Raw genomic sequence first — 24,437 nt, forward strand, 5'->3', positions numbered from 1 at the left:
ATGGCCACGCCCACGATAAACGAAATACAGACCCAAATACTCAATACCGCTGCGGGTGCCGATGCGCTACCGGCCACTGCGGTGTTGACCGAGAACGAACAGGCTACGCTGGGCAACCTTACCAGTACCAGTAAGGTGAGCATTTTCAGGCTCATTATCTATGTGGTGGCCGTTGTGGCGTGGAGCCTCCATAAGCTATGGGCCATACTTTCGGCAGATATAGACGAGCGCATTGCCGTTTCTCGCCCGTTTTCAAGGGGTTGGTACACCCAGACTGCGCTTAACTATCAGCACGGGCAGGAACTGCCAGAAACGGGCATATATGATAATACGGGTTTGACCATTGCCGAGATAGCCGCACGGAAAATAGTGGCCAAGGCGGCTGTGGTGGAAGGCAGTATGAACGGACACGGGATATTGCGCATCAAGGTGGCCAAGAGCATCGATGGTGAGCTGCAACCATTAAGTTATGAGGAGCACGCAGGGTTTCGGGCGTATCTGAACCTGATGGGTGCGGCGGGGATCAGCCTTGCGACGAGCAGTGCGGAAGCGGACAAATTGAAGGTACATTATAAAATATATTACGATCCTACGATACTTAACAATCTGGGGCAGCGGCTTGACGGTACGGACAATAACCCCGTAATTTCGGCCTTGCGCGCCTATCTGATAGATAAGAACGCCCGCGATTTCAATGGCGAGCTTTCCCTTCAGCACCTGAACGATGTAGTGGAAAATGTGGCTGGAGTAACGGATGTATTTTTGCAGAGCGCATCGAGCGCCTATACCGGGTTTAATTATGATGATGGCAACCCACAAGGGAACGTGGGGCCAATCGTGGAATTCAGGCAGCCGCAATCCGGGTATTTTAAGTTGGATATCCCCAACAGCACATTTCAATATATAGCTAGATAATGGTCAACGGGAATATATATAGTGTAGATTACGATAAGTTCAGGGAACAGTTGCTGCCGCTTGTTTTGCGCAAGCCAAAGCTGTTATCTTTTTTAAGAGCCTTGATTTCTCCTTTTGTTTCGATTCATGGTTCTTTCTTCAACTTCAAAACAGAAGCAATCTATAAGACGGAGCATAATGCCTCTATTACATTGCTTCAAAAGGTGCTGAACGACCATTTTGACAACGTTGAGCGGCGGATTTTTATCAACAATGCGAGCATCACCGCTACACAGCATTATTATGACAAGGACCAGGGGGAGCCGCTCTATTTTTACGATAAGGACAAAGGCGACCCACAATGGTTTTTTGATATGGGCACCTTTAATGTGTACGGGAGTGATTTTACGGTGTTTTTGCCCATTGGGATGCGCCCGCTATATGAGGGAGATGAGGAAAGGCTATTGACCCGCATAAAGGCATATCTGGATTATTATAAAATGTTTGGAACAAAATATACGATAATATGGTTGAGTTAATTATAGAAGAGACAGGCTTCCCAAAAAACAGGGAGGAGCTTACGGAGTTTCAACAGAGCTTTCAGAAGCCGATACAGGAACTTTTGGACAGGTTGCCGGGTAATAGGATTTTGAGCGGTTTTGTTTGGACAACCACGGGAGCTACCTCTACGGCTACTACTGGGGTGTTATTATATCGCGGCAAACTTTGGACAATAGAGGCTTATTCTGGCTCCAGTGTGGGCGTTTCAGATTTGGAAATTTCCTTTTTTGAAGGTGTTGAGCTGTTAACCTTTAACGTGGGAACGCAGGCCGATCCCATATACCAGGACAGGCCCGGCAAAATTGTAAGAACGGCAAGGGTGGGAACCCATCCCGGTCGTACTTATGGCGCGTTGATGTCTTCTTTTATACGCGGGCGGCAACAGCTTGAGTACCTCAAGTCGGGCAGTGTATTTACCGGCGTTATTGTGTATAACATCGGGGCCACTATACTTCACATCAACTTTGGCCGAAACATAGGCACTAAGGATTATCAGGTGCTGGGCAATTTTAGGGCCTTGAATGCGGATGAAAACTTTTCAAGGGCTTTCACATGGGATATCAACAATAGAAAACACAATGGGTTTGATGTTATCATCAACAACGTTACAGCGCCCAGTGTGCCTTTGGTTTTTGATTACACCGTAATACCTATTAACAGACCGGGCTACATCAGCCTTCCATAATTTTTAGAATATGAAATATTATATCGCATACGAAACCGATTACCGTCCTTTTGTTCTATTCAATCTTGTAGCCGATAGCCTGGAAGACCTCCAAGAACTGGGATTGGAAAATTCTCCCTTGGTTGTGACCGAGGATCAGCTTACCGATCCTGCCGATCCGGGATATATAAGCTATCAATATGGAATATGCCATCAGCGTGTTTTCAATGGAAATTTAGAGGCACGTCCGGCGAGCGAGATCACAAAACAACAAGCTGATCTTGCAAAAGCCCTGGAGTACCAAAAAACGAGAAGGGTGGGCAATGTCCTGGATGAGGGCACTTTTGTCTTTGATGGAAAAGAATTTCCATTGACCCCAGCTGCAAGGGCTGTTTATGCCGCCGTGATAGAAGCGACCCCACCTTCAACAAGTCTTATTACAACAACCGGAACGTATGCATTGGCAGATACAAAAATAGATGCCTTTAAGGCCGCTTATTATGCAGCTTTGTTTACAGTCAATAACGCGGAAATGGTGTCATGATATATATACTGGAACATTGGGAGGCCATTGCCGGAATAATACTGTTCATTAGCGGTGGCGGTCTCGTTGCGTGGAAGCTAAAGCGGATCGAAGTTAAAGAAGCCACCGCCACCGCCGAGCAGAAAGATGCCGAAGCGGTCATGGCGATTAAAGAACTTTACGGCTCTTTTGTTGGTGATTACAAGCTACAGTACAAGGAGCTCCAGGATCAGATTAGAATAATACGGGAGGAGCTCAACGCCGTAAAGAAGGAAAACATAGAGCAAAGAAAAGACCTTAGAACCCTCCATAAGGAAAACAAGGAACTTAGGGCCGATATAAACAATTGGCGCGAAAAATATAACGCCCTGAAACTCGAGTTTGATCTTTATAGGGCGAAGGATGAACGGCTGAAAAAGATATCTGCAGGTGGCAAATAGAAAGCCCCCGACGTTCTCTTCTTAATCTCTCACAACTAAAAAAAGTAATGCACTTGGCAAATTATCGAGGGCCAAAAGCCTTAGATAAGAGTACAAGTGCATTTTTAATTGTGAGAGATGACAAATATAACAAAAACGAGACAGAATAAGTACCACTCGGTGCTTCAAAAAATCCTTGAAAAAGGAAAACTACAAAAGAACAAAAAAGGCAACATTCGCTATCTACTGAATGAGGCTTTAAGGCTCAAGCCTGTTGACCTTCTTGAAATCTTCGAGGGGCATGCGGTTGCCAGGAATAAACTAAGAAGCGAACTGGAGCTTTTCCAAAAAGGCGAAAGACTTACGGAACGTTACCGTGAAATTGGCGTGAACTGGTGGGACTATTGTGGTCCTATTTTGGTCAACAGCTACCCAACGTACTTTGAGCAGTTACCGCAGTTAATCGATAAGATTAACAAGGAGAAACGCAATAGTAAGAATTACGTGCTATTTCTTGGCCAGACGAACGCTGAGAGTAATCAACAGCCGTGCTTGAGTTTAATACAATTCCAAATTGATAAGGGGAAGCTAGTAATGAGTGCGTACCAAAGAAGCTCTGATGCTTCGTTAGGGCTTCCTGCGGATATTTATCACCTGTATTTGATCAGTAAGCAGATAGATGCGCCCTTGCGATCTATAACGCTTTATTTGGCGAATGTTCATATTTATGAGAATAATATTGAGCCAACAAAAGGAATTTTGGATGGCCAAAAAGTTAGTTTTAATCTTAATGTATAATTTAAAAATGATAAAAAAAGTGAAAAAATTTACACAAGCCCCACTACCTTTTCAGGGGCAAAAAAGACGGTTTTTAAAACAATTTAAAGAAGCTTTAAACAGCTTTAAAACAGATGCGATATATGTGGACTTATTTGGCGGTTCGGGCTTGCTGGCGCACACGGTTAAGCAGCAGTACCCAAATGCACGTGTGATTTGGAACGATTATGACAATTATGCCGCCCGTTTGGAAGCGATTCCACAGACCAATATACTTTTGGCTGGATTGCGGCCCATCGTGCATGGTCTGTCTAAAAATGAGCGATTGCCACTGTCGCTCCGCCCAAACGTTCTGGGGGTGGTTAAACAGCATGAGGACTTGTATGGATTTGTAGACTATGTGAGTCTTTCAGCAAGTTTGTTGTTTAGTGGAAATTATGCTACCAATTTTGAGGAGTTCGAGAAGGAAACGTTTTATAATTGTGTCCGGACTGCTGACTTTGATGCTACAGGATATCTAGAGGGCGTTGAGCGTGTCCAGGGTGACTATAGAAAACTGTACAATCAGCACCAACAGGCCGATGTGGTTTTTCTTGTTGACCCGCCCTATCTTAGTACAGACACCAAGACTTACAAAAGTGAGAGTTACTGGAAATTGCGGGATTACCTTGATGTTTTGAATGTCTTGGATGACTCCAATTATTTTTACTTCACGAGTAACAAGAGCCAGATCGTTGAGCTTTGTGAATGGATAGAGACCCGGACGCACGTCGGCAATCCGTTTGCTGGAGCAACCATCAATACCACAGGTGGCAGCGTGAACTATAATTCAGGCTACACGGACATCATGCTGTATAAGAATAAGGAAAGCCCAGATTAAGGGGCTTTTAATGCTATTTTAAGTTGTACTTTTGGGGTTGGAATGTACAAATTAGATTCGGATTGTGTACAAATTGGTTTCGCGATTATAGATGAGTGATGAGTGATGAGTGAAAAAAAAATCTACTGTCCACTAACTAACAACTCGCATTACTGACCACTTTTTCCAGTTATGAGTTATGAGTTATGAGTGATGAGTGGTGAGTGATGAGTGAATCAAAATTCTACTGTCCACCAACTCACAACTCGCATTACTGAACACTTTTTCCAGTTATGAGTGATGAGTGATGAGTGATGAGTGATGAGTGAAAAAAATTCTACTGTCCACCAACTAACAACTCGTTATGAGTTAGGGGTTAGGAGTTATGAGTGAAAAAACTACTATTCACTACTGACTACTAACTACTATTGACTAATGAACACTAAACCCCCGCCACAGCCTTGATCTCCCCAATAATTCTATCTGCAAGATTATCTGCTTCCTTTTGGGATTTTGCTTCGGTATAGATTCGGATGATAGGTTCGGTATTTGATTTTCTAAGATGGACCCAGTTTTCAGCGAAATCGATTTTTACGCCATCGATCGTATTAATATTTTCAGAGACATATTTTTCTTCCATAGATTTCAAAATCGCATCTACATCCAACTGTGGAGTCAGTTCGATTTTCTTTTTGCTCATAAAATAAGAAGTGTATTTTTTTCGGATTTCGCTAACGGTGGTTTTCTCTTCTGCCAAAAAGCTTAAAAACAAAGCTACTCCCACCAAACTATCGCGACCGTAATGCAGTTCTGGATAAATGATTCCTCCATTGCCCTCGCCTCCAATAACGGCATTGGTTTCTTTCATTTTTTCCACTACGTTAACCTCTCCAACGGCACTCGCAGTATAAGTGCCTCCATGCTTTTCGGTAACATCTCGCAAAGCACGGGATGAGGACATATTGGAAACCGTATTCCCGGGTGTGTTTTGCAGTACATAATCCGCAACCGCAACTAGCGTATATTCTTCCCCAAACATTTCGCCGTTTTCATCTACAAATGCAAGTCGGTCCACATCAGGATCTACTACAATTCCGAAGTCAGCTTTTTCATCGACCACCATTTTCATCAGATCGCCCAAATGTTCCTGTAAAGGTTCGGGATTGTGTGGAAACTGACCGTTTGGAGTACAATATAATTTAATAGGTTCTACGCCCAAGGCTTCCAATAATGCTGGAATTGCAATCCCTCCCGTAGAGTTAACAGCATCGACAACCACTTTAAAATTACAGCTTTTAATGGCTCTTGCATTTACCAAGGGCAGTTCCAAAATCTCATCAATATGAATATCGATATAGGCATCGTTTCGGTGGATTTCTCCCAAATCATCTACTTCGGCAAATTCAATATCTGATCCTTCGGCAATATCCAAGATTTTCTGACCGTCGGAAGCACTTAAAAATTCCCCTTTATTATTTAAAAGCTTTAATGCATTCCACTGTTTTGGATTATGACTTGCGGTTAGAATAATTCCTCCGTCCGCATGTTCCAACATCACTGCCATTTCCACCGTAGGAGTTGTGGAAAGATTTAGGTCGATAACCGTGATTCCCATTCCTACCAAAGTGTTCATTACAAGTTGCTGTATCATTTCACCTGAAATCCGTGCATCCCTCCCCACTACTACTCTATGCGTTTCCTTGTTTCGTTGCTGTTTTACCCAACTTCCATAAGCGGCGGCATATTTTACGGCATCAATTGGGGTTAAATTTTCTCCTTGCGTTCCTCCAATAGTACCTCGGATTCCTGAAATTGATTTTATTAAAGTCATAATTATCTTGTGATTGGTGATCCGTTAATTCGGGATATATTATTTTATCAATTTAAAATCGTAAATTTTATATCGTATATCGTAAATTATTCCGGCGCAAAAATACATATATTTATTGAATGAATTTTTTAGCCCATATCTATCTTTCCGGCAATGACGATGATGTTACCATCGGTAATTTTATAGCCGATGGCATCAAGGGAAAGCGGTATCTCAATTTTCCCAAGGGGATAGCCAAAGGCATTCTTTTGCACCGTGAAATAGATACTTTCACCGACGCTCATCCAATCGTTCACCAAAGTACCGCCAAGCTTCACGAGAATTATGGACATTACAGTGGGGTAATTGTCGATATTCTTTACGATCATTTTTTGGCCAAGAATTGGAACAAATATTCCCAACAACCTTTGGACGAATATGTGCAGGATTTCTATGGTTTATTGCGAAGAAACTTTACCTCTCTTCCCGCTCGAATTCAAAGGATGATGCCGTATATGATTGCTGATAATTGGTTGGTGAACTATGCAACAATTCCCGGAATTGGGAAAATCCTAGCCCAAATGAATGTGCGTACAAAAGGAGTAGCGAGGATGGACGAAGCGGTTACTGAGCTCGTAGAATATTATGACGAATTCGAAAATGAATTCACCGACTTTTTTGAAGAATTGAGAGCATTTAGCGAACAAAAACGTAGCGAACTATGAAAATAAGTTACATTCTGATTCTGTTTTTATCATTCCTTTCCTGTAAAGAAAACCAAACATTTCAAGAGGTAATTCCTGAACCTCCCATAAAACACATTCATGCGACCCTCGCCGATAGCTCCATGGTCGTTTCCGCAAGAAAAGAGGCTTCCCAAATTGGCACTGAAATCCTAAAGATGGGGGGTAATGCCTTTGACGCTATGGTGGCCACGGAAATGGCGCTGGCGGTGTGCTTTCCGTACGCCGGAAATCTCGGTGGTGGCGGTTTTATGGTATATAGAACACAGTATGGCGAAATTGGCTCCTTGGACTATCGCGAAAAAGCTCCCCTTGCAGCCACGGAAAAAATGTACTTGGATAAAAACGGGAATTTTAATCCCGAAAAAAGCACGTTAGGAGGACTGGCCGTCGGGGTTCCGGGGACAGTAGCAGGAATATTCGCGGCACACGAAAAATTTGGAAGTCTCCCTATTGAGATAATTCTAAAACCGGTAATTGAACTAGCGAAAAAGGGCTTTGTCATTACCGAGCAACAGGCGGAAAGATTGCAGGAATATAAACCGCAATTTGAAAAAACAAATAATGGAAAATCAATTTTTACAGAAAGTTTTAAAACTGGTGACACCTTGAAGAATATGGCTTTGGCAAAAACTTTGGAACGGATGGTGGAGCACGGACGTTTTGAGTTTTACGGAGGAGAAACGGGAGAAAAATTGGTTCAATTCTTAAAAGATAAGGGCGGCATAATAACTATGGACGATTTGGAAGCCTATGAAGCCAAATGGCGCGATCCCATTGTGTTCAGTTATAAAGATTTAAAGATTATTTCCATGCCTCCCCCATCCAGCGGTGGAATCTGCCTTGCGCAAATCCTAAAAATGGTAGAACCATATCCTTTATCAGAATATGGACATAACAGTGAAAAGTATATCCAAGTTCTCGCCGAGGCAGAACGCCGTGCGTATGCGGATAGGAGTTATTACCTGGGCGATCCAGACTTTGTTGAAATTCCTATTGATTCATTACTCTCAGACAACTATTTATCACAAAGAATGAGCAGTTTTTCTTTTGATGCCGCTACTCCTTCTTCTACTATAAAACCTGGGAAAATTGTTGGATTTGAAAGTCCGCAGACCACACATTATTCCATTGTGGATTCTTTTGGAAATGCTGTTTCCGTTACCACAACTCTCAATTCAGCTTATGGATCTAAGTTGTATGTTAACGATCTGGGTTTCTTTTTAAACAACGAAATGGACGACTTTAGCTCAAAACCGGGAGTTCCCAATATTTATGGAATGATAGGAGGAAAAGCAAACGCCATAGCTCCACAAAAACGAATGCTAAGCTCAATGACTCCCACCATCGTCGAAAAAGACGGAAAACTGTGGATGGTTGTTGGAACTCCTGGCGGCTCAACGATTATTACTTCCGTGGCACAAACCATTTTGAATGTATATGAGTTCAAGATGAATATGCAAGAAGCGGTTGACGCTCCTCGATTCCACCATCAATGGCTTCCCGATGCCATTCGATATGAATTTGATAGATTTCCAAAGGAATTGATTTCAGATTTACAAAAAAAAGGATATCCCGAAAATTCCGAAACCGATCCTATAATTGGAAAAGTAGATGCCATCCACATCCTTCCCAACGGAAAATTAGAAGGAGGTGCTGATTTCCGTGGAGATGATGCCGCGGTTGGATATTGATTTTTGAAGAAGCTGGAAACTAACCGATAGGTGCTGGAAGCTGAGAAATACAGCACTCCTAGTCGTGATTCGTGCAGTGAGCAAAGCGAACGGTCGTGGCTCTAAAAGTCAATCTTCTTAATTGAGAGCCAAGAACCAAGAGCCAAGGCGGTCCCTTTAAATTTTAGACAAAATAGCAGAGAACAGAGATCAATTTACTTCGCGGCTTTGCGAGAAATACAGCACTCCTAGTCGTGGTTCGTGCAGTTAGCAAAGCGAACGGTCGTGGTTCTAAAAGTCAATCTTCTTAATTGAGAGCCAAGAACCAAGAGCCAAGGCGGTCCCTTTAAATTTTAGACAAAATAGAAGAGAGCAGAGACCAGAGAACAGAGATCAATTTACGAGGCTGCTTTGCGAGAAGCACTCATCCCAACCAGTCGTGGTTCGTGCAGTGAGCAAAGCGAACGGTCGTGGTTCTAAACGTCAATCACCACCAACGGGTCCCTCCAAAATTCCATAAATATTAACAAGACGTAAACTACTTGCAACCTGAAATTTCGGTTCAATTAAGTACCTTTGCAAACTATGTCAAAAAACGAGGACTTTATTGAAGTATTGGGTGCCAGAGTGCACAATTTAAAGGACATCGATGTTCGTATTCCTAGAGATAAATTGGTTGTTATTACGGGTCTTTCCGGCAGCGGAAAATCTTCCTTGGCTTTTGATACTATTTACGCCGAAGGTCAGCGCCGGTATATCGAAACATTTTCCGCTTATGCGCGCCAATTCCTTGGAAGTCTTGAGCGCCCTGATGTGGATAAAATAGAGGGACTTTCCCCTGTTATTGCCATTGAACAAAAAACAACGAGTAAAAGCCCACGTTCTACAGTGGGAACCATTACCGAAATCTACGATTTTCTCCGACTTTTATACGCACGTGCCAGCGATGCCTATAGTTATAATACCGGTGAGAAAATGGTAAGCTATAGCGATGATCAAATTAAGGAACTTATCATTAGCGATTTTGCCGATAAAAAAGTGAGTGTCCTTGCTCCGGTAGTGCGTTCCAGAAAAGGTCATTATCGCGAACTATTTGAGCAAATTGCCAAACAGGGTTTTGTAAAGGTAAGAGTTGACGGTGAAGTACGGGAAATCGTAAAAGGAATGAAGGTTGATCGGTACAAAAACCATGATATTGAAATTGTTATCGACCGTCTTAAAATTCCGAATAATTCTTCAGAAACTGATTCTGACAAAAATCTTGATAAGCGCATTACCGAAACCATAACTACTGCAATGTACCACGGTGATGATGTGTTACAGGTACTTGATAACGATAGTGGAGAAACTCGGTATTTTAGTAGGTCTTTAATGTGCCCGAGCTCGGGTATTTCTTATCCAAATCCTGAGCCGAATAATTTTTCATTTAACTCCCCAAAAGGCATGTGCCCCCGCTGCAAAGGTCTGGGAAAATTATACGAAGTCAATCTCCTTAAAATTGTTCCAAACCCAAAACTCTCAATAAAAAAAGGAGCTTTGGCACCGCACGGACCTCAAAAGAACAATTGGATATTTAAACAACTGGAGCTGATTGCCGAACGCTTTAACTTCAAACTTACGGACCCGTGGGAAACCATTCCACAGGAAGCCAAGAATATTATCTTTTTTGGAGGAAATGAGAAGTTTGAAATCAATTCCAAGGCATTAGGTATAACCCGCAATTACAAAATAGATTTTGAAGGGGTAGCTACATTTATCCAAAATACCTTTGAAGCAAATGAAACCAAATCCTTAAAACGTTGGGCCAAGGATTATATGGAGAAAATTCCCTGTCCCGAATGTAATGGTACACGGTTAAGAAAGGAATCTCTTTATTTTAAAGTCAACGGAAAAAACATAGCCGAATTGGCCCAGATGGATATTCTGGAATTGGCTGCATGGTTTAAGGATCTTGATAAAAATCTATCAGAGACCCAAAGAAAAATCGCTTCCGAGATCATCAAGGAAGTCCGTACGAGATTACAATTTCTAATCGATGTAGGCCTAACCTATTTGGCGTTGGACCGAGGTTCCAAATCCTTATCGGGGGGAGAAGCACAGCGAATACGGTTGGCAACACAAATAGGATCGCAATTGGTGGGAGTGCTTTATATTCTGGATGAACCGAGTATTGGCCTACACCAACGCGACAACGAACGGCTGATATATTCCTTACAAAACTTAAGGGACATTGGAAATTCTGTTCTTGTTGTTGAACACGATAAGGATATGATTGAAAGTGCCGATTACGTAATAGATATCGGACCGGCAGCTGGACGTCATGGGGGAGAAATCGTTTCCGTAGGCTCACCTGACGAAATTAAGAACCAGAAAACGCTAACTGCAGATTATCTAAACGGAACGAAAAAAATTGAAATTCCTCAAAAGCATAGAGAGGGAAATGGAAAATCCTTAATGCTTAAAGGAGCAACGGGAAACAATTTAAAAAATGTGTCCGTCGAATTTCCTCTGGGAAAAATGATAGGTATAACCGGGGTTTCGGGCAGTGGAAAATCTACACTTATCAATGAAACCCTCTACCCTATTTTAAATGCCCATTTTTTCAACGGAGTCAAAAGGCCCATGCCATATAAAAAAATTGAGGGATTAGAGCATATCGACAAAGTAATAAATATTGACCAATCGCCAATTGGTAGGACGCCTCGAAGTAATCCAGCAACTTATACCGGTGTTTGGTCAGAAATCAGAAATCTTTTCGCAATGACTCCGGAAGCTCTTATTCGGGGATATAAACCGGGACGATTCAGTTTTAATGTTCCCGGCGGAAGATGTGAAACCTGCAAAGGTGCAGGACTTAGGGTTATTGAAATGAACTTTTTACCCGATGTTTATGTTGAGTGCGAAACCTGTCAGGGAAAACGTTTCAACCGTGAAACCTTGGAAATACGATATAAGGGCAAATCCATTTACGATGTTCTTAAAATGACCATCAATGAAGCCTCTGATTTTTTTGAGAATATCCCAAAAATATATCGGAAAATAAAAACGATTAAAGATGTGGGATTGGGTTACATTACCCTAGGACAACAGTCTACCACTCTTTCGGGAGGTGAGGCCCAGCGAATAAAATTGGCCACCGAGCTGTCAAAACGCGACACGGGAAAGACATTTTACATTCTGGACGAACCCACCACAGGTCTACATTTCGAGGATATTCGGGTATTGCTAATAGTGTTAAACCAATTGGCAGATAAAGGGAATACTGTCCTTATTATTGAACACAATATGGACGTAATAAAAACAATGGATTATTTAATAGATATCGGTCCAGAAGGTGGTAACAAAGGTGGGAAAATTGTGGCAACGGGTACTCCCGAAGAGATTGCTGAGAATAAAAAGAGTTACACCGCCAGATTTCTTAAAAAGGAACTGCAAGAGAACTAGAATTCGAAAATTAACCTCGAATTTTAACTATATTGCACTATGTCTTTTAAAATTGAAAGGTGATGAGGAACTCTAGAATCCCATTTGTAAAATATTTAATTGAGCTGTTAATTGTAGCATTTGGTGTTTTTTTGGGGATTATGATAAGCACCTATCAGAACAATAACAGGACAGAGAAAAACATCAAAAAATCGATTGGTTTTATACATCGAGAGTTAAAATCAAATTCCCAAAAACTCGATAAGGCAATTGCGTACCACTATAAATTAAAGTCCTCTTTTGACAGTATAAAAAAAGAGTTGCCTTCAGATTTGGCAATGGAGAACTATTATACCCAGCAAGCATTTCGTCATAATAAAGTGCCACATTGGACAGGTCTAGGAATGGCATCAATGGATAATATCGCCTTTGAGAGCGCAAAAATCAGTGGCATTTTTCAGGAAATGGATATAGAGGAAGTTCAGGCCATTTCACGAGCCTATAGCTACTTTGACTCGTATACTAAATTTTCAGAAAATCTAATGGAGAAGTTGTTGGCGATAGATTCAAACTCAAAGGTGGCAGACATAATAGTGATCTTTGAAGTATTGGGGAGCGACATAATTATAACGGAACAGAGAGTTAAAGAGGAAATAGACAAAATAAATTCCCAATTAGAAAATATCAACAAATAAGAAAATATTAGAATAAGAATTACTTAATAATGAGAAACGAACTATTACCAAAAAATTGGAATGCAGTAAAAAATAATGACTCTTGGGCCATATTTAAAATAATGGGCGAATTTGTTAACGGATACGAGAAGATGAGCCGAATAGGACCTTGTGTATCGATTTTCGGTTCCGCTCGCACCAAGCCCGACCACGAATATTATAAATTGGCAGAAAGCATTGCCAAAAAGATTACCGAAAACGGATATGGGGTTATTACCGGCGGTGGCCCAGGGATTATGGAGGCTGGAAACAAGGGAGCGCATTTAGCGGGTGGAACTTCGGTAGGATTGAACATCGCCCTTCCCTTTGAACAACATGACAATCCTTATATCGATAGCGATAAGAGCATAGATTTTGACTATTTCTTTGTCCGAAAGGTGATGTTCGTAAAATACTCTCAAGGCTTTGTGGTTATGCCTGGCGGTTTTGGAACCTTGGATGAGTTTTTTGAAGCTTTAACCTTAATCCAAACACATAAAATCGAAAAATTTCCTATCATTTTGGTGGGCACGGAGTTTTGGAAGGGTCTATTTGAATGGATAAAGAGTGCGATATTATTCAATAATAATATAAATGCCGAAGATCTGGATCTGGTACATTTGGTTGATACGGAAGATGAGGTGTTGGAGATACTCAATGATTTCTATAACGAATACAACTTAAGTCCGAATTTCTAATTTTGGAACCATGAAGATATTCAGAAGAGCAATTCTGCTGTTGTTTATTCTGGTTTCCTTTGGAGTTAACGCCCAGGGAACCATAAAGACAATGGTTTATAATATTCTGGATTTTCCTTCTGCTTGGCCGAATAATAGAGCACAAATTCTTCGGGATATTCTAAACGAGTACCAACCGGATATTTTTATGGTATGCGAACTCCAAAGCGAATATGGTGCAAACCTCATTCTCGATATTTCTTTAAATAGCACGGGGAATAATTATAGGATGGCACCTTTTGAACCTAGCCAATCTGGAGATCCCGATCATCAACAGCTGGTTTTCTACCGAAAAGGAATTTTTACTCTAGAAAATTGGGAAGTGATCCCAACTTCGGTGAGGGATATAAATTATTACCAACTTAAACTCAGTACCGCCGATCAAGAAACGGATCCCGTTTATTTTGAGATTTTCGTTACCCATCTTAAATCAAGCCCAGGGACCGCGAATAAACAGCTTCGGCTGGAAATGGTACAGCACTTTACAAGCAAGCTTCAGACCATGGATCCACATTCCTATGTGCTTTTTGCCGGCGATTTAAATCTCTACACCCACACTGAACCTGCTTATCAGGAACTTTTTAATGTTTCCAACAATATTGTAATGGCCGATCCTCTAGATCGTCCCGGCAGTTGGCATGACAATCCAGAATTTCAGGATATCCATTCGCAAAGTACACGGATAAGCTCTGGCCCCTTTGGCGCTGGAGCGGGCGGCGGATTGGATGACAGATTTGATTTTATTCTGATTTCCCAAAACATGCTGTCCGATCCAAAACTGAAATATATTCCCGAAACCTACAAATCCTTCGGAAATAATGGGAACTGTTTTGATAATAGCATAAACAGTCCCGATTGCGATGGAGATTTCGGTCAGACTTTGCGGAACAACCTCTACAATATGAGCGATCATCTGCCCATTGTTATGGATGTAGAAACCAACAAAGAAATAGTTTTGAGTGGGGAGGATTTCGCTCTAGATAAAAGTATCATCCTGGAATCCACTATTGTCGTTGAAAAATTAAATTTTCGTTTGGGTTCAAATGTTTCTGAAAAAATTACGTTTCAAATATATAATACGATTGGTCAACGGTTAATGGAGCAAAATTCCGAAAACCATCAATATTTCTCTATTGATATTAGTCAACTGTCCAATGGTATTTATTATATAAAATCGAATCTTCCAAATGCACCCGCAATCAAATTTCTCAAGACTACTTGGTAATTAGATATTTAATTTTCTTGACTTTTTTTTGTTGGACGCTCTCCGGTACGGCGCAACATACCCTCTCCATTGATGCCACTTTGGATCCAATAAAGAAGACTATTTCAATTAAACAAAGAATCACCTATCTCAACACTTCTAAGGACACTTTAAACGAAATATTTTTATTTGACTGGGGGAATAGTTTTTCATCAAAAACGACTCCGCTAGCCAAACGTTTTGCGGAGAATTATGATAGTTCCTTTCATTTTGAGAAAGATAAGGACCGTGGAAGAACCGATATCGAGAAAATTTTTTCTGAATCGCAGACTCCCCTACAATGGCAACGAGGAGAACAAGTGGATATTCTGAGAATTATTCCAAACTCACCCGTTTTACCTGGTTCGAGCTATACTTTCAATCTTGAATATACCGTAAAAATACCCGATGATAAATTTACACGTTTTGGCGTAAGCAAAGACAACGATTACAAACTGCGATACTGGTATATTTCGCCAGCGGTATATGATGGCGAATGGCACGTTTATAGCAACAAGAATATTGACGATTTATATCTTACTCCTTCAGAATTTTCCATTGCATTCCATTATCCAAGTATTTATACCCTTACTTCTGATCTGGACCTGGTTTCCGAAAATTTTATCAATGGAAACAAAAACATTAAGACCACAACACTCTTTGGGAAAGACCGTATGAGTGCCGATATTTTTATTGAAAAGAACCCAACTTTTGAAACTGTGGAAACCGATAAAATAAATGTGGTTTCCAACTTGCAGACCCGAAGAGTAAATCCATTGTTGCAGGCAGTTATCACTGATAGGGTCGTCCATTTCTTAAATTCGAAGTTAGGACCGTACCCCTTTGATAAAATACTTTTGAGTGAGGCAGATTACAAAAATAATCCGGTGTACGGACTTAACCAACTGCCACGGTTTATCAGTCCATTCCCAGATGGTTTTGAGCGCGACATAGAAGAACTAAAAACTATTTCGCGTCAATATATAAACAATACGCTTATTCTTGATCCGAGAAAGGACTATTGGTTACAAGATGCCTTGCAAATTTATTTGATGATGGAATATGTGAATACATATTATCCGAAAATGAAGATTATAGGCAATTTGAGCGATTGGTGGGTAATTAGGTGGTCGCACGTGGCAGATGTAGAGTTTAACGATCAATATTCAATTCTATATCAGAATATGGCGAGGCAAAATATCCATCAGTCTCTTACGATGGAAAAGGACTCCTTACTTAAGTTCAACAAAAATATAGCCAATGGTTATTACGGTGGAAGCGGACTTAGATATTTGAATGAGTTTCTGGGCGATGATGTGGTGGACCGGAGCATAAAAGAGTTTTATTCCGAAAACAAGCTGAAACCGGTAAAATCCTCGGAATTTGAAAAAGTTGTATCAAAAAATACTACCCTTCCTGTAAATTGGTTTTTTGAAGACTTTGTCGATACTCGCAGCACAATAGATTTCAAAATAAAAAAGGTCGAAAAGCTCGGAGATTCCCTAAAAGTATTTATTCGGAATAAACGAAATACCCAGCTACCCGTTTCTCTGTATGGACTTAATAAAAAGCAAGTAGTATTCAAGACCTGGACAGAACCCATAGACAGCATAACTTCCATTACAATCCCTTCCAAGGATATTAGAAAGTTAGCCCTCAATTATGAAGGGGAAATTCCGGAATACGACCGTAAAAATAATTTTAAAAACCTTAAGGGTCTACTGAATAAACCTATTCAATTTAGACTCTTTCGCGACATGGAAGACCCAAATTATACCCAGGTGTTTTTTATGCCCATTTTCCAATATAATCTCTACGACGGAATTTCGGCTGGAGTACGATTAAACAATAGAACCCTCCTTCCTACACCCCTTAGTTATAGTGTTTCCCCTCAATATGCGGCGCGTTCAAATAGTATAGTGGGCAGTGCTTCTATCAGGTACACTCAAGATATGGATGAAGATAATCTGTATGCAATGCGCTATGGCTTTGCGGGAAGTTACAACTCCTATGATAAAGGTCTTTTTTATAGACGTTTTTCTCCCTATATCACCTTCTTGTTTCGGAATCCCGATCTCAGAAATAACAAAAGACAATATTTAAACCTGCGAACGGTAAATGTGCATCGCGATGACGATCCAACCGATACAAAACAAGAACCCAATTATGATGTTTTCAATATTCAGTATATATACTCCAACTCCAACCTTATAAATTTCTTCCAGGCCTCGGGAGATTACCAAATATCCTCGAAATTCAGTAAGGTATCCGTAGATTTGGAATATCGCAGACTATTCCTAAACAACCGTCAACTCAACCTGCGTTTCTATGCAGGTATGTTTCTCTTTAACGACACACGCGATGACGAAGATTATTTCAGTTTCGCTCTAGACCGTGCCGTTGATTATATGTTTGATTATAATTATTATGGGAGAAGTGAAAGCTCAGGACTTTTTAGCCAACAGCTGATTATTGCTGAAGGAGGATTTAAATCACAATTACAACCAGCTTTCGCCAACAGTTGGATAACAACAATAAATGCCAACACGAATATTTGGAGATGGATTTATGCTTATGGCGACGTGGGCCTAGTCCATAATCATAATGAAGGAGTTTCTGCGGTTTTTGACAGTGGAATTCGCTTAAGCCTGGTAGCAGATTATTTTGAACTCTATTTTCCCGTATACTCCAACCTCGGTTTTGAACCAGGCTTACCCCATTATGATGAGAGAATAAGGTTTATAGTCACTTTAAGTCCGAAAACCTTGATGGGATTGTTTACGCGGAAGTGGTATTAGGGAGGGCAAACGATCCCGATAGCTTCGGGAGAAATCAAAATTGAAAATTCAGAATTCAGAATTCAGAATTCAGAATTGAAAATTCATAATTAAAAAAATCCCCCCGCCCTAAAGGGAGCTAAAGAGAGTTTCAATTTTAAATATATTTACAATTTTTATACTCCCCTTTAGAGCTTGTCCCAAACTTGCTTCGGGAGATCAGGGGGTTTAACGGAAATTCATAATTCATAATTCATAATTCATAATTCATAATTCATAATTCATAATTCATAATTCATAATTCATAATTCATAATTCATAATTAAAAAAATGCAACTATTAAACAACTGGCGAATTGTCGTTCTTCTCTGCTTAACCTTAGGTCTGGCGCCCTTTTTCCCCGAACCGCATATCTGGGGAAAGATTAAATGGATAGCAGGTGGTGCGGTGGGCATGAAAGCGGCTGATTGGTTTGATGTGCTGTTGCATGGATTTCCATTTCTGTTGCTACTACGACTTTTGATTCGAAAGATCTTAAAATCAAAATGATCTTAATTCATTTTGAATAGTCTCATCAGGTTATTTACTGATGGCCGTCCTTTTATATAGCATGGAATCTATTCGTTGTCTAAAAGTTCGAACGCTCCATTTTTCCAATTTGCACATTTTCATGTAAAATGATCTTTTTAATGGGTCTTCAATTGGTAGCAGCATTTTTAATGAGACCAACTTAATTGTCGCCACAGTGTAGCGACAATCTCCTTTGTTGGAAAAATTTCAGCAAATTGCATTATTCTTCAAATGTTTTTTTCTGAAAATGAATTACCGTATTCTTGGGTTAATTGGGCAGACAGTGTAGAGACAATCTGCTTACCATACTCCGCTCTTTTGTTTTCTAAAACTTCCTGATTAATGCGTTTGCCTATACTCCAATACAATTGAATCATGCTTGCATTTACAGCTACCGCAACTTCCTGTTTGCCCTGGTCAATTAATGTTTTTATCTCCAAAACAAAAGTTGGAGCAGCGTTTGGGCGTTTTGGAAAAGAATCTTTACCCATTTTCTATATTACTTTCAATAATTACTTTATTAAGCCAGTATAATTAATATTCAATTTTGAACGCAGTGGGTTCGAAATTTGGAAAGTGGTGTAAAGCTGGCTTTGGAATGCATCTTTAATGGCGTGTTTAAGTACCTAATTTAGCAAATAAAAACCGAATTGAAAATCCTCAAGGATCTTTGTAAATAGGCGAGAACAAGCCATTCATTATAGGACACGGTGTTATGGGCTGGTTATTTTTTTAAATTCCCTATTCAGATAAAAATTATGGCCGCTGGAATGAAAGCCGCGGATTGGTTTAAAGTGCTGCTGCACGGGTTTCAATTTCTGTTGCTTCCTCGCCTATTGGTACGCGAGTTTATTAGATCAAAAAGATAATTTCTCATTTTAAAATTTATTGTTATTTGATTATGAAATCATTAGTTTATTTTCCTAAATTTGATAGGATCCTTCTTAAAAACAATAGGATTTGAAAATGGCCAAGAAAAGGATTGGCTTATCCAACGTCGGGTATATAAAGTGAAAACCGACACCAAACAAAAGAGTAGCAAGAATGTGTACTGTCTAAAAAATTTTATCATGAAAACTTATCTCAAATTGTTGTTTTTCACATTTGTTGTCGTATCTGGCCTTAATGCTTGCTCTTCAGATACCAGTGCGGATATTCCAATAGAAAAACAACTTTCGGATCTTTTCCAAAAATCCAATTTGGAAACGAATGTTATTGTCATAAGCAGTTTAAAAGACAATAAAATTGAATACACTCTTCACGATGGTTGGGAATTTGCCTGGAACAACACCCAAAATAAGCCCGGCGACACGGTGTGCAAAGGAAGTGGTCTTTCAATTGGCAAATGTTTTAAGGAATTCGACGATAGTGGTAAGTGCTGTATAGTTTATAAAGTGGGAGATAAATATTATGCTCAAGAAACGGTCTGTCCTCTCTCCACAGAATTATAACTTTTGTTTTTTTTTCAAAGAAACCGCTGAATCAATTGTTAATTGACGGTTTTTTTATTTTAAAAACCTTCATCTTCCCCCATTACCATAAATCAAGGTTTTATTCACCACTCTGCTTTGCGGGACACATTCAATTTCGTTATTTTTGTAAAATCTAAAATAAAGAAAATGCAGACAGACCCAGAGACCAATACCAATGGCGAAATTTCCTTTGACGATTTTAAGGAATCCGTACTCAATGATTACAAAATCGCTGTTACCAGTAGGGAATGTAGTCTTTTAGGTCGTCGTGAAGTCCTAACCGGAAAGGCCAAATTTGGAATTTTTGGCGACGGGAAAGAAGTGCCACAGTTGGCCTGGGCGAAAGCCTTTAAAAATGGAGATTGGCGAAGTGGATATTATAGGGACCAAACCTTTATGATGGCCATTGGAAAGCTTACTATTGAGCAATTTTTTGCAGGTCTTTATGCACATACCGATATTAATTCTGATCCCATGAGCGCCGGAAGGCAGATGGGCGGACATTTTGCTACCCATACTCTCAATGAGGATGGAAGCTGGAAAAACCTTACAGAACAGAAAAACAGTAGCTCCGATATTTCTCCTACCGCCGGACAGATGCCCCGACTTTTGGGATTGGCACAAGCCTCTAAAATATTTAGGCAAGTAAAGGGAATTGAGGACAAAACAAATTTCTCCATTAATGGTAATGAAGTTGCCTGGGGAACTATCGGAAACGCCAGTACCAGTGAAGGTCTTTTTTGGGAAACCATAAATGCCGCCGGTGTACTTCAAGTTCCCATGGTAGTAAGTGTTTGGGATGATGAATACGGAATTTCCGTTCACGCTAAATATCAGACCACCAAAGAAAATATTTCGGAAATACTCAAAGGTTTTCAACGGAATGAGGATGAAAAAGGCTTCGAAATTATCCGTGTAAAAGGCTGGGATTACCCCGAGCTGGTAGAAGTTTACAACCGTGCCTCGCAAATTGCCCGTGAAGAACACGTGCCCGTACTTATCCACGTCCAAGAATTGACCCAACCCCAAGGTCACAGTACCAGTGGATCTCACGAACGTTATAAAACCAAGGAACGTTTGGAATGGGAAGTTGGCATGGACTGCAACAAAAAGATGCGCGAGTGGATGCTAAGCAATGATATTGCTACTGAGGAATCTTTAACAGAGATTGAAAAAGACATAAAGAAAAAAGTACGGGACGGCAAAACAGCTGCTTGGAACGCATTTTTGGCTCCGCAAAAACAAGAAAAAGAAGAAGCAATTTTGCTATTAGGTAATTTAGCTGAAAATAGCTCAAATAAGGAGGAACTTGAAGATTTAAAAAACACTTTAGCCTCTGATAAAGAGCCGCTGCGAAAGGATATCCTGGCCGCAGCACGTAAGGCACTCCGCTTTGTCACTAAGGAAGATTCTCCAGAGAAAAACCAATTAAAAGATTGGATCGCAAATTACCAAGAAACTATACAACCTAAATATAGTGCCCATCTTTATTCTGAGGCCTCGGAAAATGCAAAAACGGTAAAAGAGGTTCCAGCCACTTATGCTGATGATGCAGAAGAGGTAGATGGCCGAATGGTACTCCGGGAAAACTTTGATGCCATTTTTGCGAAACATCCCGATGTCCTCATTTTTGGAGAAGATACTGGAGAAATTGGAGATGTAAACCAAGGATTGGAAGGCCTTCAAGAAAAATACGGAAAACTAAGAGTGGCAGACTCCGGAATTAGGGAAGCTACTATTTTAGGACAAGGTATCGGTATGGCCTTACGTGGATTACGACCCATTGCAGAAATACAATATCTTGATTATGTGTTGTATTGTCTTCAGATAATGAGCGATGATCTAGCAACCTTGCGCTACCGTACCAACGGCAAACAAAAGGCTCCCCTGATAATCCGGACGCGTGGGCACAGATTGGAAGGTATTTGGCACAGTGGCTCTCCGATGGGCGGGTTGATTCATTTGTTGCGGGGTATTTATATTTTAGTACCAAGAAATATGACAAAAGCAGCTGGTTTCTACAATACCCTGCTAGAAACGGATGAGCCAGCTCTTGTAATTGAGTGTTTGAATGGTTACCGATTAAAAGAAAAAATGCCAAATAATCTTGGGGAGTTACGAACTCCGATTGGAGTAGTAGAAACCATTAAGGAAGGTTCTGATATTACCTTGGTTTCTTACGGAAGTACAATCCGCGTTGTAGAAGAGGCTGGCAAAGAACTTGAAAAGGCCGGGATTGATGTTGAAATAATCGACGTACAATCATTATTGCCTTTAGATATTGACCACAAAATGGTAGAAAGTCTGAAAAAGACAAATCGAGTTTTGGTAATTGATGAAGACGTTCCCGGAGGTGCATCTTCCTATATTCTCAACACTATTCTAGAGGAACAAGGCGGATACCGATATTTGGACAGCAAACCACAGACCTTGACTGCAAGGGCCCACCGTCCTCCTTATGGAACCGATGGGGACTATTTTAGCAAGCCTTCAGTAGATGATGTGTACGAAAAGGTTTATGAAATCATGCACGAAGCAGATCCCAAACGCTTTCCAAAATTGATTTAATGAAAAATATTTAAGCTAATAGAGTTTAAGAGGAGGCGTTGTCCTCCTCTTTCTTTTTAGCACTTCTAAGGTTGACCACTCCCAGCAGAACAAAGGCAATCCCTCCTATAATAGACAAAAGGGAGCCGTCTGAAATATTAATATCGTTTAATTCCCGTATTCCCATAACAATCAGTATTATGGCAACGGCAATAAGCAAATAATTTCTGTCCATTGTTTTTTTAGGGTCCAATTAAAATCAATAATCGGTTCGGTCATTCTTCTTTTCCCAATTCTTGAATACTTCTCTCCCACCCTCTCTATCAAGATTGATAAATTTTATCTTTCTATTGCCGATATCGGTTTCTATTTCCTCGTAAATAAATTGATCATCAAAACCTATTTCAGCAGCATCCTCTTTAGTACAAGCATAAAATACCGCTTTGGGGCGTGCCCAATAAATTGCACCCAAACACATCGGACAGGGTTCGCAAGAAGTATAAACAATACAATCCTCCAGTTGAAAAGAATTTAGCTTTTTACAAGCTTCACGAATGGCCACAACTTCGGCGTGGGCCGTGGGATCATTATTAGAGGTTACTTGATTATAACCTTCAGCAATTATCTTATCATCTTTAACAACCAAAGCTCCAAAGGGACCGCCGGCATTATTGTCCATTCCCTTTTTCGAAAGTTCGATGGCTCTTTTTATAAATTCTCTATCTTTTTCCGTTATCATTAAATTCAGTGTTATAGTTAATCCTTTTGATTTAAAAAGGTTTCGATTATTTCTGCCAGTTCACCCATTGGCACTGCTTCAATGGGATGTATAAAATTCTTTACAGATTTAAAATTGCCATTTTGAAGTGATTGTGAAGTTTTAATAGACTCTTCCTCCGTTGACATTCTATCCAATTCACCCAGACAAATTAACGTTCGGGCTTTTATTTTAGTGAACTCAGATTCTTGTAAGGGCGGATTGTTTCCCAAATCCTGCATGAGGTCAGCAGTTTTCGATACTACCATACGCCAGTTTTCTTCTCCGTGGAGGTTTTCCAGTTGGTTAGCGAAGGCCGGAACCTTTTCTTGGATCTTTTTAGGATCAAGCTTTTGGATTTCCATTCTCGCAAAATCGGGATTCCACGAAAATTTAGTTCCTAGGGTTATAATTTTTTTAACGCGTGAAGGGTGATGTAACGCGAAATCCAAAGCTACATATCCTCCCATACTATATCCAAAAATATCCACCTTAGTAAGATTTTTATTCTTTATGAATGAAATAACATTCCCCCTAAATAAAGAAATAGAAAAATCGGATTCGCTCTTAAAATCGCCATGTCCCTCAAAATCCAAGGTATAAACATCTCTTGTTTCAGAAAGAATTTCCTGAAGCGGTAAAAGTTGTTGCTGGCTTCCTCATGCTCCGTGTAACAGTAATAATTGGATGTTCATTTCAAAATAATTATTCCAATTCAATTGGAGAACAACAATAGGTTTTCTCCATCCTTATAAATATAATTCCCGATTTCTTTAAGACCTAATTTTTTTAATAGTTTAATAGAGGAGGAATTAGTAGGAAGTGTAATCGCGCTGATTTTAGTAATTCCCAATTTTTCTGAAGCATATTGTAAAACCGCTTTGGCCGCTTCAAATGCAAAGCCATTGTTCCAATAGGCCGGCAGGAAAGCAAATCCAATATCGGGATGTTCAAGATTCTCCCGCTTATAAAGTCCCGCAGTCCCAATGGAAGCTCCTGTTCCTTTTAAAGTTACCAAATAAGGACCATATCCATATCTCAGATAGCAGTCAAAGTGGTTCATGCGAATATAATCTTCGGCATCTTCTAGAGAATTAATGTTTCTGTTACCAATGTTCTTTATCCATCCTTTGCTATTCATAAGTTCATAGACAAAAGATGCATCCTCTAGGGTAAAATTCCTCAGCTTTAAACGTTCGGTTTCAAACATAAAAAAGGAATTACAAGAATATAACTTTGGATTCTCGCAAAAAACAAATTTTACAAGAATCCAAA

The 24,437-nt window shown here is 40.2% G+C and carries 24 protein-coding genes; 17 read left to right on the top strand and 7 right to left on the bottom strand.

Annotation, left to right across the window (positions count from 1 at the left end; genetic code table 11):
- The 7 genes from EI546_RS06625 (at window position 1) to EI546_RS06655 (ending at window position 4,718) form a co-directional block, all read left to right on the top strand.
- Window positions 1-915: a hypothetical protein gene (locus tag EI546_RS06625; RefSeq protein ID WP_128249812.1), complete on the top strand. Its 915-nt coding sequence runs from the start codon at window positions 1-3 to the stop codon at window positions 913-915.
- On the top strand, window positions 915-1,433 hold the full coding sequence (locus EI546_RS06630) for a hypothetical protein (protein ID WP_128249813.1): 519 nt from the start codon (window positions 915-917) through the stop codon (window positions 1,431-1,433). The genes EI546_RS06625 and EI546_RS06630 overlap by 1 nt, the downstream gene beginning before the upstream one ends.
- Window positions 1,421-2,140, top strand: coding sequence for a hypothetical protein (locus EI546_RS06635; RefSeq protein WP_128249814.1), 720 nt, complete (start codon window positions 1,421-1,423; stop codon window positions 2,138-2,140). The genes EI546_RS06630 and EI546_RS06635 overlap by 13 nt, the downstream gene beginning before the upstream one ends.
- Before the next feature lie 10 nt (window positions 2,141-2,150).
- Window positions 2,151-2,663, top strand: coding sequence for a hypothetical protein (locus tag EI546_RS06640; protein WP_128249815.1), 513 nt, complete (start codon window positions 2,151-2,153; stop codon window positions 2,661-2,663).
- A complete protein-coding gene (locus EI546_RS06645; RefSeq protein WP_128249816.1) occupies window positions 2,660-3,082 on the top strand; it encodes a hypothetical protein in 423 nt (140 codons plus the stop codon). Before EI546_RS06640 ends, EI546_RS06645 begins: the two co-directional genes overlap by 4 nt.
- A 117-nt stretch (window positions 3,083-3,199) precedes the next feature.
- On the top strand, window positions 3,200-3,859 hold the full coding sequence (locus EI546_RS06650; protein ID WP_128249817.1) for a thymidylate synthase: 660 nt from the start codon (window positions 3,200-3,202) through the stop codon (window positions 3,857-3,859).
- Window positions 3,825-4,718, top strand: a complete 894-nt coding sequence (locus EI546_RS06655) for a DNA adenine methylase (protein ID WP_240673176.1) — start codon at window positions 3,825-3,827, stop codon at window positions 4,716-4,718. Before EI546_RS06650 ends, EI546_RS06655 begins: the two co-directional genes overlap by 35 nt.
- 421 nt (window positions 4,719-5,139) lie before the next feature.
- Here the strand turns inward: EI546_RS06655 and glmM are convergent, their stop codons facing one another.
- Entirely contained in the window at window positions 5,140-6,528 is a 1,389-nt protein-coding gene (glmM, locus tag EI546_RS06660; protein WP_128249818.1) for a phosphoglucosamine mutase, read from the bottom strand.
- A 119-nt stretch (window positions 6,529-6,647) separates the two neighbouring features.
- Between glmM and EI546_RS06665 the strand changes: the two genes are divergently transcribed.
- The 8 genes from EI546_RS06665 (at window position 6,648) to EI546_RS06700 (ending at window position 18,365) form a co-directional block, all read left to right on the top strand.
- Entirely contained in the window at window positions 6,648-7,232 is a 585-nt protein-coding gene (locus EI546_RS06665) for an acyl carrier protein phosphodiesterase (RefSeq protein WP_128249819.1), read from the top strand.
- The gene (ggt, locus tag EI546_RS06670; RefSeq protein WP_128249820.1) at window positions 7,229-8,944 is read left to right on the top strand and encodes a gamma-glutamyltransferase; all 1,716 of its coding nucleotides are present in this window, start codon (window positions 7,229-7,231) and stop codon (window positions 8,942-8,944) included. Before EI546_RS06665 ends, ggt begins: the two co-directional genes overlap by 4 nt.
- Before the next feature lie 564 nt (window positions 8,945-9,508).
- Window positions 9,509-12,367 (top strand): excinuclease ABC subunit UvrA, encoded by a 2,859-nt coding sequence (gene uvrA, locus EI546_RS06675; protein WP_128249821.1) that lies wholly within the window; start codon window positions 9,509-9,511, stop codon window positions 12,365-12,367.
- Window positions 12,368-12,429: 62 nt separating this feature from the next.
- Window positions 12,430-13,041 carry a hypothetical protein gene (locus tag EI546_RS06680; protein WP_128249822.1) on the top strand — a complete coding sequence of 204 codons (612 nt, stop codon included), beginning with the start codon at window positions 12,430-12,432 and terminating at the stop codon, window positions 13,039-13,041.
- Between the two features lie 29 nt (window positions 13,042-13,070).
- Window positions 13,071-13,757 (top strand): LOG family protein, encoded by a 687-nt coding sequence (locus EI546_RS06685; RefSeq protein WP_128249823.1) that lies wholly within the window; start codon window positions 13,071-13,073, stop codon window positions 13,755-13,757.
- A gap of 10 nt (window positions 13,758-13,767) precedes the next feature.
- Complete coding sequence (locus tag EI546_RS06690) at window positions 13,768-15,021, top strand: T9SS type A sorting domain-containing protein (protein ID WP_128249824.1); 1,254 nt, start codon at window positions 13,768-13,770, stop codon at window positions 15,019-15,021.
- 17 nt (window positions 15,022-15,038) lie between these two features.
- Window positions 15,039-17,837, top strand: a complete 2,799-nt coding sequence (locus tag EI546_RS06695) for a gluzincin family metallopeptidase (RefSeq protein WP_240673177.1) — start codon at window positions 15,039-15,041, stop codon at window positions 17,835-17,837.
- Window positions 17,838-18,146: 309 nt separating this feature from the next.
- The gene (locus EI546_RS06700) at window positions 18,147-18,365 is read left to right on the top strand and encodes a hypothetical protein (protein WP_128249826.1); all 219 of its coding nucleotides are present in this window, start codon (window positions 18,147-18,149) and stop codon (window positions 18,363-18,365) included.
- Between the two features lie 30 nt (window positions 18,366-18,395).
- Here the strand turns inward: EI546_RS06700 and EI546_RS16720 are convergent, their stop codons facing one another.
- Window positions 18,396-18,530 carry a DUF1016 N-terminal domain-containing protein gene (locus EI546_RS16720; RefSeq protein ID WP_410198319.1) on the bottom strand — a complete coding sequence of 45 codons (135 nt, stop codon included), beginning with the start codon at window positions 18,528-18,530 and terminating at the stop codon, window positions 18,396-18,398.
- Window positions 18,531-18,613: 83 nt separating this feature from the next.
- A complete protein-coding gene (locus EI546_RS16580; protein WP_205649762.1) occupies window positions 18,614-18,877 on the bottom strand; it encodes a DUF1016 N-terminal domain-containing protein in 264 nt (87 codons plus the stop codon).
- Between the two features lie 579 nt (window positions 18,878-19,456).
- On the opposite strand from EI546_RS16580, the gene EI546_RS06710 reads away from it, so the two are divergent.
- Both EI546_RS06710 and EI546_RS06715 read left to right on the top strand, forming a co-directional pair.
- Window positions 19,457-19,837, top strand: coding sequence for a hypothetical protein (locus EI546_RS06710; RefSeq protein ID WP_128249827.1), 381 nt, complete (start codon window positions 19,457-19,459; stop codon window positions 19,835-19,837).
- Between the two features lie 168 nt (window positions 19,838-20,005).
- Window positions 20,006-22,426: an alpha-ketoacid dehydrogenase subunit alpha/beta gene (locus EI546_RS06715; protein ID WP_128249828.1), complete on the top strand. Its 2,421-nt coding sequence runs from the start codon at window positions 20,006-20,008 to the stop codon at window positions 22,424-22,426.
- 25 nt (window positions 22,427-22,451) lie between these two features.
- Here EI546_RS06715 and EI546_RS06720 read toward each other — a convergent pair whose 3' ends face one another.
- From EI546_RS06720 to EI546_RS06735, 4 genes are all read right to left on the bottom strand, one after another.
- A complete protein-coding gene (locus EI546_RS06720; protein WP_128249829.1) occupies window positions 22,452-22,640 on the bottom strand; it encodes a hypothetical protein in 189 nt (62 codons plus the stop codon).
- 24 nt (window positions 22,641-22,664) lie between these two features.
- A complete protein-coding gene (locus EI546_RS06725; RefSeq protein ID WP_128249830.1) occupies window positions 22,665-23,144 on the bottom strand; it encodes a nucleoside deaminase in 480 nt (159 codons plus the stop codon).
- 17 nt (window positions 23,145-23,161) lie between these two features.
- Window positions 23,162-23,758, bottom strand: coding sequence for an alpha/beta fold hydrolase (locus EI546_RS06730; RefSeq protein ID WP_164905193.1), 597 nt, complete (start codon window positions 23,756-23,758; stop codon window positions 23,162-23,164).
- A 119-nt stretch (window positions 23,759-23,877) separates the two neighbouring features.
- Window positions 23,878-24,372, bottom strand: a complete 495-nt coding sequence (locus EI546_RS06735) for a GNAT family N-acetyltransferase (protein ID WP_128249832.1) — start codon at window positions 24,370-24,372, stop codon at window positions 23,878-23,880.
- Window positions 24,373-24,437 lie beyond the last annotated feature (65 nt).

The organism is Aequorivita sp. H23M31 (genome assembly GCF_004022485.1).
Taxonomy (GTDB): Bacteria; Bacteroidota; Bacteroidia; order Flavobacteriales; family Flavobacteriaceae; genus Aequorivita; species Aequorivita ciconiae.